The sequence below is a fragment of the Rummeliibacillus sp. NPDC094406 genome (assembly GCF_044763875.1).
GTDB lineage: Bacteria > Bacillota > Bacilli > Bacillales_A > Planococcaceae > Rummeliibacillus.
In genome coordinates this window covers 108607-133127 of the sequence record NZ_JBIWGZ010000004.1, presented here as the reverse complement: position 1 = coordinate 133127, position 24521 = coordinate 108607, and the positions used below count along the sequence as shown (strand labels likewise).

Annotated in this window: 37 protein-coding genes; 4 read left to right on the top strand and 33 right to left on the bottom strand. The window is 34.3% G+C overall.

The window, feature by feature from the left end; all coding sequences use genetic code 11:
• Nucleotides 1–2 precede the first annotated feature (2 nt).
• The 22 genes from ACIQ4I_RS12330 to ACIQ4I_RS12225 form a co-directional block, all read right to left on the bottom strand.
• Nucleotides 3–221, bottom strand: a complete 219-nt coding sequence (locus ACIQ4I_RS12330; RefSeq protein WP_403096280.1) for a hypothetical protein — start codon at nt 219–221, stop codon at nt 3–5.
• A gap of 107 nt (nt 222–328) precedes the next feature.
• On the bottom strand, nt 329–784 hold the full coding sequence (locus ACIQ4I_RS12325; RefSeq protein WP_403096279.1) for a tail assembly chaperone: 456 nt from the start codon (nt 782–784) through the stop codon (nt 329–331).
• Between the two features lie 57 nt (nt 785–841).
• The gene (locus tag ACIQ4I_RS12320; RefSeq protein WP_403096277.1) at nt 842–1372 is read right to left on the bottom strand and encodes a phage major tail protein, TP901-1 family; all 531 of its coding nucleotides are present in this window, start codon (nt 1370–1372) and stop codon (nt 842–844) included.
• 3 nt (nt 1373–1375) lie between these two features.
• The gene (locus ACIQ4I_RS12315) at nt 1376–1798 is read right to left on the bottom strand and encodes a DUF3168 domain-containing protein (protein WP_403096276.1); all 423 of its coding nucleotides are present in this window, start codon (nt 1796–1798) and stop codon (nt 1376–1378) included.
• A gap of 4 nt (nt 1799–1802) precedes the next feature.
• A complete protein-coding gene (locus ACIQ4I_RS12310) occupies nt 1803–2222 on the bottom strand; it encodes an HK97-gp10 family putative phage morphogenesis protein (protein WP_403096275.1) in 420 nt (139 codons plus the stop codon).
• Nucleotides 2219–2545 carry a phage head closure protein gene (locus ACIQ4I_RS12305; RefSeq protein ID WP_403096274.1) on the bottom strand — a complete coding sequence of 109 codons (327 nt, stop codon included), beginning with the start codon at nt 2543–2545 and terminating at the stop codon, nt 2219–2221. The genes ACIQ4I_RS12310 and ACIQ4I_RS12305 overlap by 4 nt, the downstream gene beginning before the upstream one ends.
• A gap of 1 nt (nt 2546) precedes the next feature.
• Nucleotides 2547–2873: a head-tail connector protein gene (locus ACIQ4I_RS12300; RefSeq protein WP_403096273.1), complete on the bottom strand. Its 327-nt coding sequence runs from the start codon at nt 2871–2873 to the stop codon at nt 2547–2549.
• Nucleotides 2857–3123, bottom strand: coding sequence for a HeH/LEM domain-containing protein (locus tag ACIQ4I_RS12295; protein WP_403096272.1), 267 nt, complete (start codon nt 3121–3123; stop codon nt 2857–2859). Before ACIQ4I_RS12295 ends, ACIQ4I_RS12300 begins: the two co-directional genes overlap by 17 nt.
• A 42-nt stretch (nt 3124–3165) precedes the next feature.
• Nucleotides 3166–4140 (bottom strand): major capsid protein, encoded by a 975-nt coding sequence (locus ACIQ4I_RS12290; RefSeq protein ID WP_403096271.1) that lies wholly within the window; start codon nt 4138–4140, stop codon nt 3166–3168.
• Between the two features lie 13 nt (nt 4141–4153).
• Nucleotides 4154–4765: a phage scaffolding protein gene (locus ACIQ4I_RS12285; RefSeq protein ID WP_403096270.1), complete on the bottom strand. Its 612-nt coding sequence runs from the start codon at nt 4763–4765 to the stop codon at nt 4154–4156.
• Nucleotides 4766–4886: 121 nt separating this feature from the next.
• Nucleotides 4887–5063, bottom strand: a complete 177-nt coding sequence (locus ACIQ4I_RS12280; RefSeq protein WP_403096269.1) for a hypothetical protein — start codon at nt 5061–5063, stop codon at nt 4887–4889.
• 60 nt (nt 5064–5123) lie between these two features.
• Nucleotides 5124–6134, bottom strand: a complete 1011-nt coding sequence (locus ACIQ4I_RS12275) for a phage minor head protein (RefSeq protein ID WP_403096268.1) — start codon at nt 6132–6134, stop codon at nt 5124–5126.
• Nucleotides 6135–6137: 3 nt separating this feature from the next.
• Nucleotides 6138–7547, bottom strand: coding sequence for a phage portal protein (locus ACIQ4I_RS12270; RefSeq protein WP_403096267.1), 1410 nt, complete (start codon nt 7545–7547; stop codon nt 6138–6140).
• 12 nt (nt 7548–7559) lie between these two features.
• Nucleotides 7560–8837: a PBSX family phage terminase large subunit gene (locus tag ACIQ4I_RS12265; RefSeq protein ID WP_403096266.1), complete on the bottom strand. Its 1278-nt coding sequence runs from the start codon at nt 8835–8837 to the stop codon at nt 7560–7562.
• Entirely contained in the window at nt 8827–9696 is an 870-nt protein-coding gene (locus tag ACIQ4I_RS12260) for a terminase small subunit (RefSeq protein ID WP_403096265.1), read from the bottom strand. Before ACIQ4I_RS12260 ends, ACIQ4I_RS12265 begins: the two co-directional genes overlap by 11 nt.
• Before the next feature lie 110 nt (nt 9697–9806).
• A complete protein-coding gene (locus ACIQ4I_RS12255; protein ID WP_403096264.1) occupies nt 9807–10091 on the bottom strand; it encodes a hypothetical protein in 285 nt (94 codons plus the stop codon).
• 98 nt (nt 10092–10189) lie between these two features.
• Nucleotides 10190–10405 carry a hypothetical protein gene (locus tag ACIQ4I_RS12250; RefSeq protein ID WP_403096262.1) on the bottom strand — a complete coding sequence of 72 codons (216 nt, stop codon included), beginning with the start codon at nt 10403–10405 and terminating at the stop codon, nt 10190–10192.
• A 107-nt stretch (nt 10406–10512) separates the two neighbouring features.
• Complete coding sequence (locus ACIQ4I_RS12245) at nt 10513–11205, bottom strand: hypothetical protein (RefSeq protein WP_403096260.1); 693 nt, start codon at nt 11203–11205, stop codon at nt 10513–10515.
• A gap of 485 nt (nt 11206–11690) precedes the next feature.
• Nucleotides 11691–12029: an HNH endonuclease gene (locus ACIQ4I_RS12240; protein ID WP_403096259.1), complete on the bottom strand. Its 339-nt coding sequence runs from the start codon at nt 12027–12029 to the stop codon at nt 11691–11693.
• Nucleotides 12030–12112: 83 nt separating this feature from the next.
• A complete protein-coding gene (locus ACIQ4I_RS12235) occupies nt 12113–12556 on the bottom strand; it encodes a LuxR C-terminal-related transcriptional regulator (protein ID WP_403096258.1) in 444 nt (147 codons plus the stop codon).
• 290 nt (nt 12557–12846) lie between these two features.
• A complete protein-coding gene (locus ACIQ4I_RS12230; RefSeq protein ID WP_403096257.1) occupies nt 12847–13407 on the bottom strand; it encodes a hypothetical protein in 561 nt (186 codons plus the stop codon).
• A 111-nt stretch (nt 13408–13518) separates the two neighbouring features.
• Nucleotides 13519–13722, bottom strand: coding sequence for a DUF3954 domain-containing protein (locus tag ACIQ4I_RS12225; RefSeq protein WP_403096256.1), 204 nt, complete (start codon nt 13720–13722; stop codon nt 13519–13521).
• 520 nt (nt 13723–14242) lie between these two features.
• On the opposite strand from ACIQ4I_RS12225, the gene ACIQ4I_RS12220 reads away from it, so the two are divergent.
• On the top strand, nt 14243–14557 hold the full coding sequence (locus ACIQ4I_RS12220) for an excalibur calcium-binding domain-containing protein (RefSeq protein ID WP_403096255.1): 315 nt from the start codon (nt 14243–14245) through the stop codon (nt 14555–14557).
• A gap of 51 nt (nt 14558–14608) precedes the next feature.
• Here the strand turns inward: ACIQ4I_RS12220 and ACIQ4I_RS12215 are convergent, their stop codons facing one another.
• The 11 genes from ACIQ4I_RS12215 to ACIQ4I_RS12165 all read right to left on the bottom strand — a co-directional run bounded on the left by ACIQ4I_RS12215 (nt 14609) and on the right by ACIQ4I_RS12165 (nt 22183).
• Nucleotides 14609–14818, bottom strand: a complete 210-nt coding sequence (locus tag ACIQ4I_RS12215; RefSeq protein WP_403096254.1) for a hypothetical protein — start codon at nt 14816–14818, stop codon at nt 14609–14611.
• Nucleotides 14815–15129 (bottom strand): hypothetical protein, encoded by a 315-nt coding sequence (locus ACIQ4I_RS12210; protein ID WP_403096253.1) that lies wholly within the window; start codon nt 15127–15129, stop codon nt 14815–14817. Before ACIQ4I_RS12210 ends, ACIQ4I_RS12215 begins: the two co-directional genes overlap by 4 nt.
• A complete protein-coding gene (locus ACIQ4I_RS12205; protein ID WP_403096252.1) occupies nt 15129–15962 on the bottom strand; it encodes a DnaA ATPase domain-containing protein in 834 nt (277 codons plus the stop codon). Before ACIQ4I_RS12205 ends, ACIQ4I_RS12210 begins: the two co-directional genes overlap by 1 nt.
• Entirely contained in the window at nt 15880–16704 is an 825-nt protein-coding gene (locus ACIQ4I_RS12200) for a helix-turn-helix domain-containing protein (RefSeq protein WP_403096251.1), read from the bottom strand. Before ACIQ4I_RS12200 ends, ACIQ4I_RS12205 begins: the two co-directional genes overlap by 83 nt.
• A gap of 15 nt (nt 16705–16719) precedes the next feature.
• Complete coding sequence (locus ACIQ4I_RS12195; RefSeq protein ID WP_403096250.1) at nt 16720–17421, bottom strand: MBL fold metallo-hydrolase; 702 nt, start codon at nt 17419–17421, stop codon at nt 16720–16722.
• On the bottom strand, nt 17421–18185 hold the full coding sequence (gene bet / locus ACIQ4I_RS12190) for a phage recombination protein Bet (protein ID WP_403096249.1): 765 nt from the start codon (nt 18183–18185) through the stop codon (nt 17421–17423). The genes ACIQ4I_RS12195 and bet overlap by 1 nt, the downstream gene beginning before the upstream one ends.
• 1 nt (nt 18186) lies before the next feature.
• A complete protein-coding gene (locus tag ACIQ4I_RS12185) occupies nt 18187–20208 on the bottom strand; it encodes an AAA family ATPase (protein WP_403096248.1) in 2022 nt (673 codons plus the stop codon).
• A 539-nt stretch (nt 20209–20747) separates the two neighbouring features.
• Complete coding sequence (locus tag ACIQ4I_RS12180; RefSeq protein WP_403096247.1) at nt 20748–21008, bottom strand: YqaH family protein; 261 nt, start codon at nt 21006–21008, stop codon at nt 20748–20750.
• A complete protein-coding gene (locus ACIQ4I_RS12175) occupies nt 21005–21532 on the bottom strand; it encodes a helix-turn-helix domain-containing protein (protein WP_403096246.1) in 528 nt (175 codons plus the stop codon). Before ACIQ4I_RS12175 ends, ACIQ4I_RS12180 begins: the two co-directional genes overlap by 4 nt.
• A 93-nt stretch (nt 21533–21625) precedes the next feature.
• Complete coding sequence (locus tag ACIQ4I_RS12170; RefSeq protein ID WP_403096245.1) at nt 21626–21925, bottom strand: hypothetical protein; 300 nt, start codon at nt 21923–21925, stop codon at nt 21626–21628.
• Nucleotides 21926–21958: 33 nt separating this feature from the next.
• Nucleotides 21959–22183 carry a helix-turn-helix domain-containing protein gene (locus tag ACIQ4I_RS12165; protein ID WP_403096244.1) on the bottom strand — a complete coding sequence of 75 codons (225 nt, stop codon included), beginning with the start codon at nt 22181–22183 and terminating at the stop codon, nt 21959–21961.
• Between the two features lie 165 nt (nt 22184–22348).
• Here ACIQ4I_RS12165 and ACIQ4I_RS12160 point away from each other — a divergent pair, with 165 nt between their 5' ends.
• The 3 genes from ACIQ4I_RS12160 (at nt 22349) to ACIQ4I_RS12150 (ending at nt 24453) form a co-directional block, all read left to right on the top strand.
• Nucleotides 22349–22708: a helix-turn-helix domain-containing protein gene (locus tag ACIQ4I_RS12160; RefSeq protein ID WP_403096243.1), complete on the top strand. Its 360-nt coding sequence runs from the start codon at nt 22349–22351 to the stop codon at nt 22706–22708.
• Between the two features lie 80 nt (nt 22709–22788).
• On the top strand, nt 22789–23787 hold the full coding sequence (locus tag ACIQ4I_RS12155) for a Kiwa anti-phage protein KwaB-like domain-containing protein (RefSeq protein WP_403096242.1): 999 nt from the start codon (nt 22789–22791) through the stop codon (nt 23785–23787).
• 33 nt (nt 23788–23820) lie between these two features.
• Nucleotides 23821–24453: a hypothetical protein gene (locus tag ACIQ4I_RS12150; protein WP_403096241.1), complete on the top strand. Its 633-nt coding sequence runs from the start codon at nt 23821–23823 to the stop codon at nt 24451–24453.
• Nucleotides 24454–24521: the final 68 nt, after the last annotated feature.

Sequence of the window (24521 nt, the reverse complement as noted above, 5' to 3'; positions counted from 1 at the left end):
AATTACCCTCCTATCTTGTATTTTTTCATTGCCTCTTTCGCTTTATTAAAGAGAGTAAAGTCTTTCTCTTCAGCTACTTCTGATTGATTATTTAGTATTTGTTTACGTACTTTTTCAGCATTAAACAACTTCTTAACGTTCACACGTTTTTCATTTTGTGCTCTAGCTGTAAATATCGCTTGAACTGCCATATCTTCATAATTCTTAACATCTCGGAGCATAGCGCCCTTCATGAGATTGTTGTATTCTTTTGGTGTTAGGCTATAAAGATAATCTAAATCAGTGATATTTAAATGCTGGATCGCATCAATTGCTAGTTGGTCAAAGTCTATGCCTCGATTTCGACTTTCTTCTCCATCATTAGATCGTAAGCTTTTTTGTTGTCCGCTTTCTCTTCCTCTGTTTTGCCGAAGTCTTTCATCATCTCGAGATTCTTCCAGAATTCCTTGACCGTCTTTTTGAAAAAACCTGAGTTTGTTAACTCACTATAAATTTCTTTTAGTAACGGTTCTGTATCTTCGTCAACCTCAATGCGAGACTCTAATGCTTCTTCTATTTTTTCGATTGTAGGCTTCTCTTTTAAATGAGCTGTAGCACAATCCCAATACTTTGCTGCCGATTGAACGTCACCTTCAATAACACCTGAAAGTATGTTCATTAAACCGCCTGTCATTTCCCCTGTTTTCTCTTGAAATGTTCCATACTTGGCATCTGCTAATTTTAAAAACGCAAATGATGGTTTACCTTGTACTTCTTTATCTCCAATTTTTAATAGTAATGACATATTTAATTCCTCCAATTATAATTTTTTTGTATAAAAAGAGAGGGTTAAACCCTCCCATTAACCTGCAGGTTGTTCAGTTTGTGTTCCACCTAGCTCACCTGATTTTTCACCAGGTTTTTCAAAGCCGTATTTTCCGAATTCAATCACTTCGATTGGTAATGGATCCAGTTCACCTTTTTGTGATTGGCCAAGTACTTGGATGGTGCCTGATATTTCGACAAAACCTTCCGTTCCGGATTTTTCATCTGCTGATTCAAAGTATCCATAAGCAAATGTTGCGTTATGCTTTCCTTTCGAGTTAAGTACTAAATCCACTTTCCATGCTTTGATTTGCTCACCATTTTTTAAAGCTTCCATGATAAGCTCTTGCCCTTTATCATCTGAATCTCCATATGCCGTTAGCTCGAAAGATTCTGAGACAGTGCCCGGTGCTACAATACGTCCAAATTTCGTCTTTTCGTCACTCATTTCAGATTCTATTGAGTGAGATAAGTCCGTTTGCTGTGCAATAACAAATGCAGATTCCCCAAGTGCTGCAGTGGCTTTTTGAATTAATAAAATCGTATCTTTACCGTTTTTAAGTGTCATGCTCTATGCACGCTCCTTTTCTAATGTTAAAAGCAATGTAAAAACGCCATGCCTGTGTACACCATCAATGTCCGGTAAGACTTTGGCGTCACGGTATGATGTTTTAACTGTTTTATAGCTTGAAATGTTCAATTTGTATTTAAAGGATTCATGAACAGCAGATAAAATCTTATAAGCCTCACTATTTCCTTTGTAGTTACTCCAAATATGAAGAGTGATCATTAAATCGACTACTTCACTATTTTTGATACCAAGTGGATCTATACTAGGCTCACCAACAACTATATAAGGATATGGAGTTGATTCTGATACATAATCATATATTCCTGATTGTTTATCAGCTTTATTGAGTAGGCTCGTGACATCAATATCTCCACGCACCCTATCCAATATAGCTTTTTGAGTAGGTGCAAATGCAAGAGACACTCAATCACCGTCCTAGCTTTTTCATTTCTTGATCATAATATTTTTTACCGATTTCAATAGCTGGAAACCAGAAAGGTTGTGGTCTCATTCCTTTAGTAAATACAAATTCACCATATTTCTCGCTGTAGAATACCCAACCGTCTTTTCTTCCGTTTCCATTTACTGCATAAATACCTGTACCATATTCGATGTATATTCCGTAATCAGCACCAACGGAAATAAGTGCACTCAATCCATCACTAGATGTATCAACTACGATAGATTTTCGTAAATAGCCAGAAGATTCAGGTGCCAGTGCTCTTGCTTCACTTTGTATGAGAAGTGCTGTTTCGTGAATAATACGATTTACTTCTTTTTCAATCTTGTCAGACCATTTATTTAATGCACGTTCAAGCTCTTTACTACCAAAACGAGTAATGCTCATTTCTTCACCAACTTTAAAGGTACACGCATGATTTCATGCATTCCCCCCTGGTCTTCTGGCTTTCCAGCTATCTTATATTTATCGTCATCACAAAGTACAAAATGCGTTTCTAAAACATCTTTACGATATGGATAATACATAAACCGATCTAACGGATTCTGCATTTGCATAGCTGTATATTGTTCTTGGCTAGTTGGTGTATCAACAAAGGCCATCATTTGAAACAATGTTTTAGGTTCATCTTCACCAAATCCACCTGAATCGTCTTCTTCGCCTTGCACTAACTCGTATATTTCTACAAGGCGTGGAAATTCATCATTCATACTACCACCTCAATTTCTTGAAAGGCTTTAAAGGTTTCATAACACTTGAAGGTAACTCAGTTGTATAGGAATAACTGACAGTACCCATTGAACGTGAAGTGAGTCCAGCTTTTTGTGTGTAAAATTGTATTGCTTTTGCTACAAATACTTTTACTGCTGACACTACTTTTGAAGATTCAGCCATATCAAACGTATTATTGCAATAATCGCAAGCTAAATCATAATAGATTGGTGCGAGTGTTCGATAATGTTCAATTCGTTCTGGTGTTGAAATATCGCTATTAATTAAAATTAATTCATTTACTTCTTGATCAGTCGGGGTCCACATTGTTATCACCATTAGTAGTTGTTGGGTCTACTGGATCTTTCGTGTCCTGATTATCCTCAGGTACTTCGACTAAATAAGCAATTAATTCTTTTTTGGCGTCATTAGATTTGTATTCAATTTTTTTAGAATCTAAGATTTCCTTGATTTGCGGAACCTTCATATCATTTAGTTGCTCGTATGAATAGGTATCAGATTCTTTTAATTTTGCTACTAACCGCTCTCGAGCACGTCGGAATGTATATGCTCCCATATAATCACCCTTTCATAATAAAAGAGCGCATCAGCGCCCTGATTATTGGATTTTAAATTTGAAATCAACCATACGTACAGCTTTAGGTTCGTATACCAACTCCCAGTTAGCGCCAGTTGCTAATTCAGTGTTTGTTGGGAAATCACCAGCAACTGATGATTCAGTCCACTTCACACCGCGTGGATGAAGCATGTAGATATTACGATTTATTAAGAAATCTTCACCAGATGAAGCCATCGTGTCACGATCAGTTTCAGTTTCAATAATATTTGGATGTTTACCGTTACCCCAAGCTAATGCGCCTTGACCAAAGATATATGTTTCTGCCACACCTGTTCCTGTATCGAAAGGCATGCCATCATCTACAATCACTCGTTTGCCCATGAAATAAGGAATACGAACTGATTGCCCTGCAGGTTGTACATACTCAATTAGTTGTAACTTAGCAAGATAGGTTTCGACTGCTGAGTGCATTGTAATAGCTGCTAAAGAATCCTTTGCATCACCCATGATTTGAACTGCATCCAGAAAGCTATTTGCGCTAAATAAGGCAGCTGCATCAGCATTACCTGAAATATCATGGATTTTTTTAGACATTGATGTTGAAGCGAATACACCCTTTAAAGTTGAAAGTAAAACTTTTTGACGATCACGAGCCCAATAATTAGTTACGAGATTACCGATTGCTCCCATTGGATCAGCACCAGAAAGCAATGCCGATAACCCATTCGCTCCCCAAGCTTTTGCACGTCCTTGTTTACGAGCTACATCTTTGCTAGTACCAATTTTACCTGGTGTTAAAGAGCCATCGTCTGACATTACTTCTGAGTCACCAGTAAGATCATTGAAATAAGGCATGTTAACAAGAGTGTTGGGTCCACTTGCTAAAGAATTGAATTCTGAATCGTTTGTTGCGATGCCACTGTTTAATACATTCGATAACTCCATAGTCCGTTGTGTTACATAGTTAGTAAAAATCTCTGGTTGGATAATATCTGCAATACGTGTAATTGCCATAATTTAATTCCTCCTATTGCCCTGCTTGAGCTTTTAATTGGTTGTATAAGTCGGGATTGTCACGTAATAAAATACCTTGCTCAGTTAAATTAAACGAATCCTTCGCAAATGGATTAGGCTTATCATATCCACCCGGTAAGTGTTGGCCTCCTCCTGGTGGCGTTTTACCTTTGAGTTTGTCAGATTCAAATAAATATGACTCTGATTCCTTTAAAGCTTTTAATTGATCATCAAGACCTAATATTTTTTCACCATCAAGTTTGAGTACTTCATGATTCAGTAACGGTTTGATAGTCAATGGATTCTTAACTTTTGCATTACGTAGCGCTTCCGTAAGAGCAAAGTTGAAGTCCTTTTTCTGAAGCTTTTCTTCATATTCATCAACAGTTGTTTTATTTTGTTCTTGTAAAGTTTGAATTTGCGATTGCAAATCTTCATTACCTGCTGCCTTTGTTTTTAAATCTACAAGCTGTGTATCACGATCTGTAATTTGAGTTTTCAAGTCGTTTACCTCTTGGATTTTGTCATCCAATCGGCTTTTAGGAACCATTTGGCCGAATCCTGAAATTACTTTATCTGCTTGCTCTTCTGTTAAACCTAATGCAATGAGTGCTTCTTTGTTCATCTTTCTTCCTCCTATTCGCTTTTAACGTGCAACGGCACGATAGGTATAGACTTTGTTCTTTAACGTCTACAAAGCTAAAAGACGATTTTGAGCATAATAAAAAGCCGTTCGCTAGAACGACTTAACCCCAATCCATCTCAAATATTAAAAACTTTATTATCTCCCATAGGAACCAACCTCCAATAAGAATTATTGGAATCCCTATAATGCTCATAAAGAAACAACCACCTAAAGCCTCGAGGTTAGCTAAGCAACCTTGACCATTTTCTTGAAGTTTCTTCACTTGCTCGTCTCTCATTTCCTCACCACCTACTACCTTCTCACTTCAGTATAATGGAAATTAGTAGATAGTATGGGATTACGTAACAAATTTCTTCTCCCACTCCTCATATGTTTGGAATGGAACAACAATGTTTGGTGGTTTAACCTCTTTTTGTGCCTTTTTAAGAGCCTTAGCATAAGTTAAACCTTGTTCCATATATTTATCGATACGATCGGCAAGTTTTTGTTGATAGTTCGCATCACGATAATCTCTACCTCTTCGGAGCTCTGGTAGCATTCCATTTACTAGATAAATCACTACACATCGACAGTTAATGTCCATCTTAGCAACATGCCATTGATGTGGCCCTTTCGCTTTCATTCCTTCATAGTGAAAATAACCGTCTTTATCGGCTTTATCTCCATCAAGTTTCCTATGAGCATTTCGAACATCATTATCGAGTGCTGATAACCATACTTTCGTTACTACTGCATGTTTGCTCGCTTGTTCATAAACTTGTTCATCTGAAAGAGATAATGCACGCCCTCCCTCTGTCCTTGCAACAGCCCTAGCCTTTTTCTTACTGAAATTGACTGCATTTTCAATGCGTTTTGCCATTTTCCAGTATCCTTCACCAGCCATTAAAGATTGTGATATCTCAATGTTTAACCTATGAACTATTTCATTTCGATGTCTTTCAAATACTAAAGGTAAAGTTAGATACTTAATAGCATTCCTTAATGATATTTGTACAAGGCTTTTAGCTGGTGGAGCAAAGCCCATCTCTGTACTTGCAAACACTTCAAAAAGATATGCTGATTTCAAGTAATTCTCAACAAAAATTGTTTCATTCATATCAGTGATCATGTTGACAATGCTCTTATAATCCTCTGTTAACTCTTTAGCTATGTTATCTAGCTCTTTCGATAATCGATTGTACTTATTTAAGTCTGTATAGCTTGTCTCATCACTTTTAACGAACTTGATATACATTTTATTCAATTCATCTAATATGTTCTGTAAACGCAAGGAAAAGACTAATTCAATGTCCGTTTCAACTTTTTGAATTAGCTTTTCAATTTCTGCTTTAATTTCTTGTTGGTTCATAGGTTAATCACCCTCTAATCCACCTAAAGAGTTACTGTAAGCATCTTGCTCATCTTTCAATCTTTGTTGTTCTAATGCCACATCTTTAACCCAAGGATGATTTTCTAAGATTGTTGTTTGCGAGATAACCCCTTGGCTCTTTTGTGCCATATCAACAATTTCAGATTCGTTTGTTAATATCATTTTGTTAAAAGTGAAAGTGATATCTCGATAATCAAACTCGCCTAATTTACTTAATTTAGCGTATTCAGCTACAAACCACATGAATTTTCGTAAAGCCTTGGTAAACTTACGTTCAAGCATAGACGCTTTTATATCTAGCAATGAATATAGGTTTTGTAACGCCACACCACTAGGAGCATTACCGATAATATCTGGACTAGGGTTAACTCCTTGACCAAATGAATAAATATCAGTGGTATAGGTATCACGTTGTGTTTTATACGCCTCAACAGGAACATCACCGCTTAACGTATCTACACCTGAACCTTCATCTGCCTCAACTTTTATTGCTCTATATCGTTTAAGCATGGTTTTAAATTCTTGCAAAGACTCGCCTTCATATCCTTTTAGCACATAGATTAAAGCTTGAATATCCTCAAGCGTATCTTGGGTAGTACTGATTAAATTGTCGTACCCATCAATCTGTTTTTTATAAAAGATTAAATCGGAAACACCAAATTCGTTGTTCTTAAATTCAATGAACGGAACCTCTCCCCAACTTACACTTTCTTCACCTTGATAAAAATGTGGAGATGGATTTATTTCTTCTATAACATCAATAAATATTTCACCGTTTATCATTTCAAAGTAGGTTACATCATCTGGAGTCCATAATTCTAATTTAACTGTATTGTCGCTAACCTTATAGAATCTAATACCAGCAACAAGTTTATCCTTGCGCTTTGTATCATAGATTGGAATGAACTCTTCAGCAGGTATGATAATGTGTTGAAATTCTCCATCCTCATCTACATAAGGGTGAAGCCACTCTCTTCCTTTGTTTGAAGTATTTAATATTAATTCAGGTAATGTATCTTCAAATTCTTCACCGATTAATTCCTCAATGAGTTCAAGTGCCTTTTTGTTATCACTTTTCGAACCAAAAGAAAGAGGCTCCCCAGCAAGATATCCTACCTTTTGGTCAACTAATATCTTGTGAAAGCCCGAAGGAATTTTCGATGCATCTTTTGTAGCATCAAGATCTATTGTTTTATTGCCTGATTCATCATAAACATATACTTTCTTATTCAGAATGTCATTTTCATTGAAATAGTATTTAACACCCTCTAAAAAATGCGAGGTATTAAATGTTGAATATAAATCTTTAACAACATCAATAACTTTAGGTTTATTGTTTTCAATGATATCAATAAATTCATCTGTTTGCGTTCTGCCTAGTAACCAATGCACTTTATCGCCTCCTTACTTCAATACTGATAGACCACGTTTCTTCATGACTACTGTATTGACAAAGTATCTGTCACCATCCATTTGATGGTCATTTTGTTTAACTGGTTTATCCTCTCCACGATCTGCAGCTTTTTCGTCCCAAATATAAGATGAAAACTCTCGGAATGTTTCTTTGCAACAATCGTTATAAAGAATTAAACCTTTGTTTAAGGCAGTCGCAACATTACGAATACCATCTAATACATCATTCTTAGCTTTGATTACATGTAATCCATTCTTTTTTAAAACAGCAATAAAAGATGCTGCAGAAGGGTCAACGATAATCCCTTTGAAGCCTTTAACGTCACCAATGAACTCGATTAAGTCCTCGTAATATTCTTGGTCTGTCTTTTGTTTTGCATTCTTACGGCCATCATAATGATATTCCTTTACCTTGTACCAAACTCCATCAAAAAAGCCCCACAATCCAAATGTTGTAGGGTTCTGAGTACCATAGTCAATGCTGACGTAATACTTTTCATATTCACGTTCATCTGTTTTCACAACATGCTTTTCGTTAGCGAACATGTCATAAATAACACCTTCAGCGAGCACCCATAAGCCAAGGATATATCGCTGAAAGAATACACCACTATACATTCGTTTGTATCGTTCTTTGATACGATGAGATAACGAAAGGTTATCGTCCATCGTGAAATGTAAATGAAGCATTCGTTTCTCTTCTAATTGATCTAAGTATTCAAGCTTAAACCAATGATATGGCCCTTCTGGGTTACAGTTGAACCAGAACTTTGCGCCGTCAACAGAACAACGGGCAGTCGCTTGATTGACGAATGATTGAGGCATCAAAGCTACTTCATCGAAGAACATACCAGCAAGTGTAATACCTTGAATCAAATCTTGGGACGCTTCATCTTTACCACCGAATATATAAAAAAAGTTCATCCGTCCATTTTTAGTGACGGTGAACATGTTTTCTGAACGATATTCTTTTACTTTGAATCCACGACTTTGAAGCATTCGTTTGAGTGGTTTGAAAACGTTACGACGGAATGAACCTATTGTTTTACCTGCCATCCCTAAGTTTTCGTCCTCAAATGTTTCCATGCCCCACATGACGAAGGACAAGGACATCACGACTGTTTTACCAGCACGAACGGAGCCGTCACAGATAACACCGTCTTTATCTTTATGTGGCGAATCATTTTGCCACCACTTAAGAACTTTCAGTTGTTTCTTACTAAAAGGCTTGAATTTGAATAATGCAGGACGTTTCTTTTTAATCTTCATCCCAGTTCACCTCAACGCCTTTTAAAGCATCCATGAAGCCATCATCTTCAAACTCTTCTTGATCATCGCCATTTTCTTTGCGGATTTCGATACGCTCACGTTCAACTTTAAGTTGTTTAAGCTCTTTTTCATCGAGTAAGTCGGTGTATTTAGTCAAGAAATCCAGAGCCTTCATTTTGTCAGCAAGTTTAACGGAAATACCATCTCTGCCTTGTTTAACTTCAGTAACAATGGTTCCATCAACTTGTGTAGATTCTTTTAGGTCTACATAGTTGACTGTCTCCATGATTGGCTTTTTCGTTTTCTTATCTACTAGAGGGCCATACATTCCAACAACTTGCTGTTCCCTTTTACCAAATGAAACATAATCGGTAATGTCTGCGAAGGCTATATCAATCCATTTTTGAAGAACTGCTCTGGATTCAATCATGATGCCATCAGCGATTTCTTTTTTGATATGTTCAATTTCTTTCCTAATGTTAGGTTTTGTTAGGCTACGCGAACCCTCAACGCGTGCTTGTAAGTAATCACATTCATACACCTTCTGATATGCTTTTGTAGCATTCCAGTACTTTGTGTAATACATACAAAAAAGCCACTGTTTATCGGTTATTTCGCAATTCTCATTAAGTGAAATATCAACCGATTCAGTGACTTCTTTTTTTGTTGGACTTTCTTTATTTTTTGTATGCACCCTTTTTTGTTTTGTGTGCACACTTTTTTCTTCCTTTTCTTTTCCCCATTTACGAGTTTTCCATGACTTCACCGTATTAAGGGATACGTCGTATTTAGTAGCAATGTCTTTATATTTCATTCCTGCCACATAATCTTTTTCAGCTAATTCGTATTTTTCAGCCACTCATTCACACCACCTCCTGGATAATCTTTTAAAGTTATCACCTCGTTATGCTAATTGCTTATTTTAATCAAAATAAAAAGACGTCAATTAGCGTCTTCTTTTTTCGCAGTCTACTTTTCTTTCATGTCCATAACAATTAAGGACTTACATTTTGGACAATTACAGGTTAGTTTATATTCTTTTTTCTGAGGATTTAAATCATCTACAAAAGTATTAATTATACCAGGAATAGATAATATAACAGCTACAAGCGATATAAGTGTCAAAGAATCTAAATCACCTGCAATACCTTTTACGATAAGAATAAAAATAGAATAAAATAAAAAAAGTATCAAAATAATTGCAATATAGAATTTATAAAATCTGTTCAATATATCCTTTGTTCTTTTTAACATGAAAATCCCTCCATATTAAAAATACGGATGAATTAATTAAAAGTTTCAGGATGATTAATTAATATATTTTTAAATAAAAGGCACCCCAAAGGATGCTCTTATTTATATTCCTTTATTAAATATTCACCAAAAGCAAATGCTGGATTAAGTGTATCTTTTATTGAAATCCACTCTGTTTTTTCGTGTGTATTAATATTCTCACCGCAACATAACGCTTCTTCATTTGAAACTATAACGATATCACAAATATATTTTTCTTTCCCTATATCAACTAACTTTCTTGTTACATCCCAAACATTAACATCATCATACATTCATTATCACCTCCCACTAAACTATATTAAATAGCTAGTAGAGAAGTATATTACATATCTGACAATCATAATAAAAAGCACCCATTAATGAGTGCTTTGGAATACTTCTAAAATTTCTTTAATTTACGTCTGTTTTTATAGTCCTCCTTAGATACTTTAAAGGTATTAACAGCCACATTGCCAACATTATCTACAGCTTTAATAGTGTAAGTACCTGGTGTAGCATCAAATCTTGGACTAGCTCCCAACATTTTTTTACCTAAATACTCTCTACGTCCTGATGGATAATAAATGTATTTAACACCTGTATCATCGTCAAATGCAGAAAATCTTACCATATAGCCATCACTAATCTCATGATATCTTGGACTGCCAATAGATATTTCAGGTGGGGTCTTATCAATATTGTAAATATTTATTGTTACATCTCCTAACCATTCATCTGTTTCGTTATCACGTATTTGTACAATGTAAGTACCATTTTTCTTAAAGTAAAATGTTTGTTCTAGTGACCCTTTGTATGTAGATTTATTTTTTTTGATGTCATACAAATAAAGACCAGCACCATCACCATAATTATTTGCATTTATATATACACCAGTACTTTTTCTAGTTGGTTTTGTATTAAGAAATTTTACTTTAAAAGGTTTCTTTGAAAAGCTAGTAATTTCATAATTGTTCTTAAATGCATCAGTAGTAAGACCAGAATGTACTATTATTTTTGCTTCGGATTTCATACCAAATATACTAATTAGACTAAATGTCAAAACTAATGCAAAAAGAATTTTAATCTTTTTCATATACTTCTTCTCCTTTAATTTTCCTATTTATTCAAAGTTAACTATATAAAATAAGAAAAAAGAAGTATATTAATTATCTGATAAACATAATAAAAAGACTACCGCCAGCACGATAGTCTTCTTTAAAAGGGGAGAATTTACACTGTTGAGATTCACATCTCATATAAACGAACAATACCGCCAAGCCTACGATCTCGTTTTGGATACTCAATGCTTCGTATTATTCGCTTATATCAGAAGGTACTTAAAAAAGTACAGACCTCAATGTGTTCTGAACCAGATGTCTTTTCCTCTTTAGCGAGGTATAACCAACGGAATTAATCTTCTTGGGTTGGTTGGTTTGGTTACGCACCATTAGTAATTGTTTTTTTATAATAAAGATAGGAAGGTCCAGATATGTAATACACAAACAGTTGAATGCTCTGTGCATATCCGTCCGAACCTGCCCCCATTTTAGCATTTCTGTTGTTGTTATCACTAATTTGTTAAGAATGGCAATTTTGGCAAGTTTCTTCGTATGAATAAGGGAAAAACTTCTTTCTAGCTTCTATAACCACTCTTTCGGCTTCTTCTTTTGTATCGAAAGTGCCTAAATGCATCTCTTTTCCATTAACTTTTAGTCTTGCTCTCCATCTAATTTTTTCTTGTAACCTTTCAATAGAAACTCCACGTAGCCCAGATATACTTGTATTTCTTCCTCTCACATTCTGCATATTCTGAGATTGTGTAATGATTCTCAAATTTTCCTGTCTGTTATCTAATTTGTTTCGATTTATATGATCTACAACCATTCCATTTGGAACTTGTTTTAATATTCTGTGCAAGTAAACGTCTTTTCTATTTACCTTTTTTCTTAACGTACATAATCATATAATCATCACATTCTATACACTTATTTTTCATTGTGCTAACACGCTCCTTTTAGTAGGCCTTTATTTTGTATAGCGCGGTCTATTATTTTGCTTTTTATATTTTGTATAGTTGTGTGGCTTAATCCCATTCGACTGCCGATACTCCTCATTGATTCACCTTCTAATAGCCAATAAAGAACTTCAGATTCTCTGTCTTCTTTTACTAAATTCACCATACTTTGAACAAACAAAACTTTTGCGAAATACACTTCGATAATTTTCGAACGCTTTTCACGTCTCAGATATTCTTGATAAACAGGATCAGAAATACCACCGCCTTTCGGCATTCTTGCTTCTTCACCGTAACTAGCTGTAGGAGCATCTATAGTTTTGTTTTTTTCTCGTAGCTCTTCTATCGTTTCTATCATCCAGTGATAGTCACTTATCATATTGTCAATGGCGTGTGCATTGATAATGAATTTCTGTTTGTTTGCATCCATATTCATCGCCCCTTTAAATAAATAAAAAAGGAGCACCAAATAAACGCAGTAATTGCGTAAATTTAGTGCTCCAGGTTGTTCCCGTAAGCATATTTATTTATGAATATTTTATCATATTTGTATATTTTTATATAGTAATAAATTTAATTGCGTATAAAAAGCGCGCAAAGATATCAATACAATAATGCGTCAATTAGGACACAGTAATATTAATACGACTACAATCTATACTCATGTCATGGATAATACATTACGTGATTCAGTAGAAAAAGCAGACCATAAAGGCCTGCTTATTTTTTTATCGTTTTAATCTTAGTAAGTTCGTAGATGGTATAAATCTGATTATTTTCAATCAATTCTTCTTTAATCTTTCCAGCATTCGGAGCATAATAACTTTTTATACAATAGATATCCTTATTTATATTTTCGGTAGAATTATCTCTTGCAACAACTACATGTTTAAATGTCCCCGCTTTTATTTTAACTGTTGCATCTGTATCAATTATTCTATTGACTTCGCCAAAAACTTCCCAAGTTTTGCCGAGTTTAATTGGATAAGGTAAAAGTTTCATAGGTTCTTCTACAGTTTTTAAATATAATCCTGTTTTCGTTTCTTTTTGCCAATTATAATAACCATCCATATCCTCACTCTTATTAAAATAAGTAATTCGATAACCATTTTTTGTCTTCACATATTTTTCTGTAAAAGGCATTGCTGAATCAATACCATAGTAAATCTTATTTTTATCTCTCATATAACTGGTTTTAGCAATTGCAGTATCTGTGTATAATAGAATAATAGAAGCAAAGATAATAGCAAATGCGAAAATAGATTTATATACATTTTTCATACTAAAGTCTCCTAACTTGGCAATTATAGCCATATACATAGTACCACTTTTATTTACTTTTTTGCTATATTTATTTTACTCTCCCAATCGATGTACATTTTCATCCTTAACTTAAAACTTCTGAGTATACTTAATTTCACTATGCGTAGGCATCCCTTTTTGCCAGCTAATCTCTTGCTTACCGTATCCTGTTGGCGGTGGGTCCACCACTTTAAGTTGACCACAAGATACTACATACACTGCATTTTCATGTAAATCAATCTCTGCAATCATGTCTGGATCAATTTCAGTAACTTCTTCTTTTTTTGCAACCAAGTATGTTCACCCCGCTGATCTAATCGTTTTGTCCAATATCTCACCAATTTCTAAAAATTCATCTCTGACTGGACAGTTTAAACATTGCTTAGAATAATTGTTTGGCTCTCTATAAGGGCATCCAGTGCATCTATTTGCAAATAGCAATCTCTGCCGTTCCAATGCATCCTTACGAATCGTAGATATAATTTATCTCACCACTTTAATATTTTTTATAAAAATGAATCTTTTAAGATTCTAGACCGTATAATCTATTAACAATTTGGTAAAAATGGAGATAAGACGGTCCGTTAAACCGTCTATAGAAATTTCTCCTTATTCTTTTAGTACGCACGTTTGAATTGCCGTTCAAGCGTGTTTTTTATTGAGAATATACTCATGGTACACTCCCCTTCGCATAAAATATCTCGAAATACTTTTGAATAAAATCATAAAATTACCGAATAAATGTTATTTTTAATATATTTACTTAACAAAACAGTATAATATTAATTAACAAAAGCATTTAGGAGGAATTATTTTGAACAAACTAATGAAATATGGCATAGCTACTACATTAACCTTTACTACATTCTTTGGTGCTTCATTAGCTACAAATAACAATGATGAAAATGCCCAAGCCGCGAGCATCTATTCAAGTTGTAAAGCATTTAACGCTAAATATCCTCATGGCGTAAGAGTATCATCCAAAACTAAAGATACTGTTCACAAACGTAATGGCAGCACAGTATATAAAACTTCCCGTGCAACAGTTTCAAAAACAATCTATAAAAAAGCTATGAAAAACAATTCTAACTTAGATAGAGATAAAGATAATATCGCATGTGAAAAATAATTATTATTTACGAGGTGCAACATTTAGTGTTGTATCTCTTTTTATTTCTTGTCACGCAACCCCCTCCACTTTGTTTCGCTCTGCTAAGAAAGAAACTGCATACTTCAAAGCACCTTCACGATCTAGACCGGTTAAAGTCATTAATTGACTAACATAGTTTTCAAAATTATCACTGAATACTTTTTCATTGAACTTTTGAAACTGGCAATATGTAATGACGATTTGGTCTACGATGTATTCGATTTCGTTAGTAACAGTCATTGTTTAGCACCTCGTCTCAGATTATAGTCAAGCCCATAAGCACGATTAATTTTCTTTAAGAATGGTTCGATTTGATCCAACACTTTTTCATATTCTTCTTGAGATTGAATAAAATCGAAATTAACTTTCGTCCCTTTGCAGTTAGGTTTTAACCAACGAGTTGGTTTTTTACCGTCATTAACCATCCCTAACCAAGCCCAAGCTTTACGCTCAGCGTATTCTTTGCTATCAATTTTATTAGTCATTTTTTCAAAGACAATTTGACCACTGACTAATTGAATTTTTGTATTATCCTTCACTTTTTCAGCCATTATTTAGCCTCCTTAAATAACTTCCGTGTACGATAATTCAATCTAAAATCCTTAGGAACGCTTACCGTAAATTCCTCTGTCATTTCGAATAACCTACTGCCAGTCGCTTCATCAATCGCTAATAGTTGCGCTGGATCCAACTCACAAGATAGTAAGATTGGTTTTCGATTCAAATATCGATAATTAACAATGTCGTACATTTTAAGTTGTTCCCATTCGCTCGCTTTCGGTTTACCTGCAGCTGGCTTGTACAGATCATCGATAAACAGAACATCAATTTCTTTTGCTTGATGGGTAATCGTTTCTTCTTTCTCGAACTGATTCGCACGCATTTCACTAGTCATAGTTACGAATGGAAAATACATTACTGGAACTTGTTGTTTTAGCATTAAGTTATTACTGATAGCCATAAGCAAATGCGTTTTCCCTATCCCTGGTTGACCCAGTAATGCAATACCGTTCTTTGGTGTACCCTTGATCTCTGCAAATTCGTCATAATACTGTTTAGCCTTCTTGGCCATATTGAGAATTTTTGTATCTAGGCCATCACCGACAAAGTTTTCAAAACGCATTTTTTGAAACTCTGATGTGATATGTGATCCGTTTATTAATCGCTCAATCTTGCGTTGTTTAGCACAAGAGCAATCCACCCATACTTGTTCTTTTCGTACGACTCTTCCATCACCGAATACATCAGCTTCACGCCATTCAGTCCATCCACCTTCGTCTTTGCAGATATCGCATGTGTAGTTATTCTGAGCAATATCCTCTTGCGACATCATAAGGGTTGCTTGTTCCTCCATTTTCTTGAGTACCTCTGCTATTGTTGGCATTTTGATCACCTCGTTTATTAGATTCATAGATTTCAGCCTGTTGACGAGTACTGACTAAGTTCTCTTTCCATTTCGTCAAAATGGATGTTGCGTATTTGATTGGATTAGTAACCTTAGGATTTGAAGCTGTGATTTCTAAAGCATATAAAACTAAATCAGCTGTAAAGTCATCCACCAACCCACCAAGCTTTTCTCCAGTCATTGGTCTTACGATTGAGATATTTTTTTCATAGAACTCAATTACTTTGGCAAAGTCTTTGTCTGGTTGGTTGTTAGGTTGATTATTTTTAGTATTGTTATTATTTATATTGATACTTTTAAGACTGTTACTATTAGTACCTTCATTTCCTACGCCTACGCTTTGTATGCCTACGTTTCCTACGCCTACATTTCGTATGCCTACGTTTTGACGTGGTACGGTTTCAGGAATCATTTGAACCAATTCGTAATAGTTTTTTGAAAAGCCATTTTCTAGTCGCTCTCTCCTAATTCTTATGAATCCTTTATCTAGTAACGCTTTGCGGTGTTTTCTATATCGATTTTCAGATATCCCTAATTCTGCACAAATTAACTCAACACTTGGGAATGCTTCATTGTTATTTCCTGCGAATGCTGATAAATATCCATAAATAGCTTTTGCTTCGATACTTAAATCTTTATCACGGGTAATCATTTGAGGTATTAGCCCGTAACCTTTTGATAGTAGTCCTTCGTATATAACTCCGTTGATATTTTCAGCCACTTTTATACCTCCTTGCTATGGGATGTAAATCATCTTCCCTGTTAGCTTTGCTACTTCATTTCTTATAAGTTGTTCATCGCTGTTGTTATCCGATAAATGCAGCAACCATATTTCCTGTACCTTTGATAAATCATTTGCTTTTAAAAATTCGAGTACGTTTTCCAAGCTGAAATGCGACTTCATTACACGTCTTTTCAAGAACACTGGGACCCTACCACTTTCTACGTTGCTATCCAGTACCGACTGGCAGTAGTTACACTCAATCATTAGATGTGTAAGGCCAGTGAATTTGTATTTGATGTAATACGTATCAGTGGCGAATAATAATTTCTCGCCACCTTGGTTCTGTAATAAGAATCCAAATGGTTCGTTCACGTCATGCTGCACATCAAATGGAAGTATGATCCACGTACCAATCTGAAATGGTTGCTTGTTTTGAATAACTTTTATTCTGTGGTGATCAATACCTGTACCGTCTTTAGTGCCTTGAGATGTATAAACAGTAATTCCAGCCTTTAGAACGCTTTGAAGACCTTTGCAGTGGTCTAAATGCTCATGTGATACTAAACAACCTTGTATATCATCTGTTTGATAATTAAGAGCCTTTTGAATCGCTTTGAATGATATTCCGCATTCAATCAGTAGCTTGGTAACGCCGTCTGTAATGACGTATGCGTTACCTTTACTACCTGTAGCTAGAGTTTGAATCTCAATCATTAGAATCCTGGGCCATTTGTAACTTGAACGTTTTCAGATGGTTCAGCAAAAATATCTGGTTCACTAAATTCAGCTTCAATTGGCTCTTGTTTTTGCTTAGGTTCTGGTTGAACCTTAGTTGTTGAAATATCAATAACTTCTTGATTTGCATGTTGCTTAATTTCTTGCTGCACTTGTTGTTCAGGTGTCACATCTTTCTTTATATCTGCATCATCTTCTGTGTACATTGCTCCCAAGTTTTCTGGGAATGCTTCACGTAATGCATTTACAATGGCCGATTTACGGATCATATTTAAAGGCATTTGCTTCCAAGTTGCTTGCCCTTTACCAAACTCATCGAGACTTATTTTCGAGACAATCGGCATTTCTCGGTCTTTTCGATAAACTTTGCACCATCCACCGATTAAATTGTCATCTTTAAGCTTTACAGCACCTTCGATTTCCACTAGATCACCATTTCGTTCAACGATAATACCAGCTTCAAACCCTTTGTAATTCGGGTTTGCCTCTGCACGTTTCATGAAAGCTTCTTTCGATACAATGATTTGTGATGGTTGAGATCCAAATTTGATTAAGTAAGCTTCATTAAGGAATGGATTTAACTTCTGGAACTTACAAAGGTTGATGAACATGACCACTTCTTGTTCTGATACTGCACCATTTCCTCTTACCAAATATTCGCGAACGGTGTTACCGGATAATTTCACTGGCTCACCATTTACTTCAAATTCAACTGCTTTAGTCATTAATTGATTTTCTGACATATTAGATAGCCTCCTTATATTCAATTCCTGGTACTTCTACACGTAACTGCTTGTCCTTCTCACTTACAACCAGACTAATAATTTGTGATTCGCTATCGATTAACTTTGTTACAGCCTCAGCGTTATCAACAAATATCGGAGCTCTCATGCCGTAGTGTTCAGATAATGTATTGATGATGTCGATACCGACATTGATTTTTGCTGCATTGTTCAAACCTGAGCTATATGGAACCCCTTCAAATAACGTTTCACAGCACTCTTCTAAACCACCGTTAACTTGCTCTTTGAATAATTTGAAGCGAGCGTATTTGAATTTGCTGTTGATCTTTTCTTCGAGCAATCGAACTTTTTCACGAATGAACTCTTCTGTTAAGAACAAGTGATGTTCTAGAGTTTGGAACTCTTTTGCTAAGAAACTTTCACGTTCTTCAAGTTCTGCGATACGCGCTTGAATACCAGTAATATTTGCGTGTTGTGATAGCTGTACATCGATTTCTTGCTTTTTACCTTGTAGTGCATAGATTTCTTTTTGAACGTCTTGTACAGCCTGTGAAGCATGTTCTTTCAACTGTGTAATTTCTTGTTGTAATGTTGATTTTTGCTGTAAGAATGATTGGTATTTTGGATCTTGTGTTACATCTGGAACTTTACTTTCTGCATCCTTTAATTTGGATTCATATTTTTTAACATCTTCTTGTTTTCGCTCAATATCGATGTTAAGAGCTACAATTTCTTCATGCTTTTTAGCAATGTCAGATTCAATCTTCTGAGTAGATTCAACTAACTCATCCTTGCGTTGGGCTAATTGTTTTCCTTGCTCCGTTGCTTTCGCTAGTCGTTCAGATTTACTTAAATTAAATGCTTCTAAAGCTGTTTGACGAGCTTGTTCAACTTGTTCAGCTGGTAAGTCTTGCTTACATGTTGGGCAAGTGCAATCATCTTCATAATGGAATTGCTCTGAATTAATAAAGCCCCATTGATCACGTAATTGCTGCAGTTGAACACCCATATCAGAAATCGCTCGTTTATTTTGTTCTGCAGTGCGTTTCATCATGTCAATTTCATGTTCAATCTGTTGAACTGGTTTTTGCATAATGGATAAGTTGCCACGTTCTTCTTGAAGTCGTGCACCAAGTTTATAGATTTCTTCTTTTGCGCTATATTCAAACTCACGTTTATAACCAGACATATCGTTATCCAACTTCATTAACTGTTGTTCCTTTTCAACAACTGCCTTACCGTTATTAATGTTGAAAATGATTTGTTTTTGACCATCGATTTCTTGTTCGATACTTATTAGTTGTGACTTCAAGCCTTCAACATCGATTGATAATTCTGGAATCATATTTTGATTTTCTTTAATTTGAACTGGAATCATTTCAAGTTCATCGTTAATTGCTTTTCGTTTACTAGCAACAATCTTTTTGTAATCCTCAACTGTTTTGTTTTGTAGAATTGTTGGTAGTTCTTTAAGCTTTGGATTTGCATTAATAACGTCTTGATCAGTGATATCACCAACGATTTCAAGCAACGTTTTTCGTTTATCTTGCCATTTGAGCACTTCATTGAAGTACGAAGGTGAAGTTAAGAGCTTGAATATTTCTTCTTGGATGATTTCATTTACTTTTGCTTCATACTCTTTCTTTTTAACTGGTACTTCATCGATGAAGTAATCTGTTGTATGACCAGAAAATTCTTTTGTTGCAAGACCACGTTTCTTAGTCCATTTCTCTTTAAATACCTTGCGTAGCGTGACTGGTGCGCCATTTACCATCAAAGTTGCTTCAACTGCATGATCCAAGTTGTGGACCTCTTTACCTTCAACTAATGTTTTGATTGCAAAATCTTTCTTATTAGATGAATCTTTATCGAATAACAACCAAGTAAATGAATCGAATAACGTTGTTTTACCTGTAGAATTGTCACCATAAACTTTTGCATTAACACCGTTTGTTTTTAGATTGAAACTTTGAACACCTTTGAAATTCAGCATTCCAAGACTTTGAAATGTAACTGTTTGCATTTGTATTGCCTCCCTATTTGTTTGAATTTATTGGGGCTATGTAATAAAATGATTTTGATAAGTTTTATTGATAACCCCGAATCCACTGTTGAGAGCAGTGGATTTTTTTGATGCTTAACTCGCATCACGAAACACGCAAACTTTTAAGGTTTCCTACGCCTTTAAAAGATGAAGTTTTGCCGTCTCCATATCGTCAAATTTGTATAAATACTATATTAGATACGATTTTTGCGTGCTTCGTGACGTGAATTAATTCGCATCATGAAGTACACGAATGAGTGAATAAGTAGTATAAAAATTGGAGGTTTATTCACCTCGTGTAATTAAATTTCCGTGTACTTCATGACAGGAATTACCCTGTCGTGTTATAATGATAATTGTGTAAAGTCAGCCAGTTAATTCCCCAAGAATTAGCTGGTTTTTTTATGCCCATAATGTGATAACCCATAATAAAATCATTGTGATAATTCCTCCATAAAACCAAATTCCGTCCGATAAATGAATTTCTTCTACTCCGAAAAAATACTCATTTATCTTTTTCATCTAGCCACCACCGATAAGTTAATACCTTCCCTTTTCATCATTTCTACCATTTCCACCAAGCGATCATGTTCTTGCTTCGCCTTTTGCATTCTTCGGATTTCTTTTATAGAAGAAATGATATCTTCTGCACAAAGTTCAGCAGTTGCGAAGTTGTTACGTTCTATGCAAATTGTTAATTCTTTTTGTAATGAATCGATGCAGTTGTATTCTCTTTCGGCTGCAGGCCAATCTTGGATTCTAAAATCTAATCTGTTCATCGTGCACCTCCTAAAGCAAGATAACCGTTGCTTGCTAATGATCTATAATGTTTGTCCCATAAATCCACGTAATTAATACCAGCGTCCATACACACAATAGCTACTAAGTGGTCGATGGCTGTTTGAGCTTCAACAAGTTCATCTAATGTATTTTCTATATCTTGCATTTCAAAATGCTCTACATTTCTCAACGGCTTTACTAAACTGGTTTTTGCAAGTTGTTCAATTGCTTCGTTCATTTCTTCAATGGTCTTTTCTCTTACTGCCGAACGATGTAAATCAACATTTGGACCGTCTAACCATCTGGGACCAGTTCCTGTGTACTCGTTGCGTAAAGTTATTGCAAATTTCGGATTGTCGTATTTTTTAGTAAGTTTACGACCGATATCTGCAGGAACTTTAGAACGCCCATTTTCATACTTTGATACTGTTTCTCTTGAAACATTTAATTCAATAGCTAATTGTTGTTGGTACTCATTTCCCCGCATTTCTTTAAGTACACTAGGTACATTTGTTTTCTTCATTTTTATTCTCCCCTTGTATCTAGGTGGTCACATCTCATATGCAAGTAATCTATTAGTTGACCACCATAAATTAATAGTTTTGTTATTCTTTACTTAAGAATATTTTTCAATAATGACTGTGTTATCCTCAATCCATTTAAAAACTGCATCCCTTGGATATCTTGCGGTTACGGCTGTTAATCTTGGAAATGATGGATCTCGGGTCAACTTATCGACTGTTGGATACTCAATTGATAGGATTTCTTTTAAATGCTCACGTTTTAGTACAGGTGGATAAGTAAAACGTTTTTCTCCGTCTTCTATCCCCTTTTCATACGCTTGTTGAATTAATATTTCGAATCTTTGTAGTAAGTATTGTTCATCTAACTCTTGTAATAACGATGGTGCATGCATGATACTACCTCCTAAACTTCCATACTCGGCGATTTAAATTGCTATTTCAGCAACGCTAATCGTAAAAAAATCGGATATTTCGCATTCTAATGATTTAGCCAATCGAGGTAATTGCTCCGCTTTAATAGAATAAACACCTGATTCATACTTCAGATAAGTCGACGCATTCTCATAGCCTAAAGTATCAGCCATCTCTTTCATTGTTTTTCCTAGGTGTAAGCGCCTTTCCTTAATGAAATTAAGATTAAGTTGTTTCAAGCTCAGCCCTCCTTCCGTTGCTATTTCAGCAACTTATTGAATATAATATACCATTGCTAAAATAGAAATGCAACAAAAATATTTCTATTTTAGCAATTGTTTTATTTCTAATTTGGAAACGTGTTAAAATTACAATAAGAATCAATCTATAAGGGTGGTGATTAAATGGACATTGGCAAGAAAATTATTTTGCTACGAGAAAAGAAAAATTGGAGTCAAAGGGAACTTGCAAGTCGTGTCGGATTGAATCCAAGTGTAATGAATCGGATTGAATCTGGTGAACGTCCTGCAAAAGATGAGGAAATACTAAAATTGTCTCGTGTACTAGACTGTTCAACCGACTTTTTACTAGGTAGAACTGAATCCCCTACGCCATCGCAAATGGATATTGAAGAAGAATTCCAAGCATTTGCTAATGATCCATCGCTTCAAAAGTGGTATAAGGAATTACCTAAGTCGAAAGAAGAAGATTTACGTAAGTTGCGAAAGATGTGGGAGATTTTGAAGGATAATGGTGAGATTTAAGAGACGCACAATTTTGTGCTTCTTTTTTTAAAACATAAATAGGTATAAAGAATGAATTATGAAAAAGGAGTTTTTACATAATGAGTGAAAATATAGAACTATTTAAAACAATCTTTTTGAACAATGCAGAATTAGAATATATAGAATCTTATCTATGCAATTTTAATAGTAACAAAGATAAATTGAGAAAAATTGATGCCATTCTACCAGAAGAACATATTCTTGAGATTAAAAACAATTTTAAAAATTTATTAGAGTTGCCAATAGACACTTTTGAAGTTGAGAAGGAATTAAATGACGTCGTATACCAGTTTGACGATAAAGATCAATTAAAATACTATTCAGCTATCTGTAATTCCCTCAATATTTGTCCTAATAATTCAAATTATAATTCAAATTCAGAAGAGATGTTGAAATTAGAGGAAATGCCATCTCCCACTAATTTAAAATTTATTATTCATAAAATGAGATATGTAAAAGAGCAAAATGAACAATGCATATATATTATTTCAAAACAAGATCGTATTGCTTTAAATAAGAAAAAAAATATCTTCATGCGAACTGAAGAAGACTTTTGTGAAATGGATAACTCTAAATTTTATATTTTCAATTCATATATCACATGTATTTTTGTTGAAGACAAAGTGTTTGTAGTAGATTATAAAAACTTTATAAATCTTTTTAATTATAAAGAATTCTTACAAACTAGAGTAAATCAAGTTATAGATAATTTTCAATCTGAGGGTATTATTTCTAACTTTGAGGAATATAAAGATTCATTAAATCATTATCGAAACTTCAATTCACTTACTAAAGTGTCTGAAGACCCTGAATCAATTAGAAATTTCTTACAAAAAAACTCTAATATTGAAAAGATAGAAAAAATACAAAATCAATATGAATGCTTCTTTAAATTTGATAAAGAAACCCATAAATTTGAAATTTCAGGAGAATTAGGACTGAAAATTATGATTCGAATTATTTCTAACAGAACTGGATTTGACTTTGAAGATAATCCATTTACATTTGCCAGTAAGTATTCATTGAAACCAATAGAAACATCCGTTCCCACTCCTTAATTGATTTATAATAAAACAATAGGGGGAATTATAATGGGCATTATTAAATTTTTATTTTATATTATATATTTATTAGCTGCAGAACTCCCAGTACTTTTAATACTTTTTTTGAGATCTTGGGAAGAACTACAAATTCATATGGTTATAAAATTTCTCACTATAAGTTCTATAATTGTCAATTTGATTTTTTGCATTGTAATTTTATGTTATAAAAAAGATAGTACTATGAGAAATCAAATAATTGAAATTACCCCCAACAACGCAAGTATCAGTGATTTTTTCAGTTTTTTCTTGTTACCATTTTTCACATTTTCATTTTCTAGTAATTTGAACTCTAATAGATTTTTTGTAGAATTAGGAATTTTATTCGTGCTGTTGTCTATATTACTTTTTAAAACAAAAAATCTTTCTTCTAATATTATCTTTTATATATTATTTAATAATTTTGATGTAAGAACAGACTCGAAAAATAATATACGTTTTTTAGTTTTAAACGATCTGAATTTTGAAGAGTTTTCCGAAGGGAAAAGCCCTACAATAAAAATAGCTAAAAATTTATATATATATTATGGGACAAAAAAGAAATTATTCTTTAATTTTATATTAGCTATAATTATATTAATCAGCATACTTCTATTTGTAATTTATAGTAATAAAATTCTGTAAACCTCACTTCCATTTAGCGGGGTTTTCTTATATACTTAACACGAACATATGTTTGTATTGGAGATGAA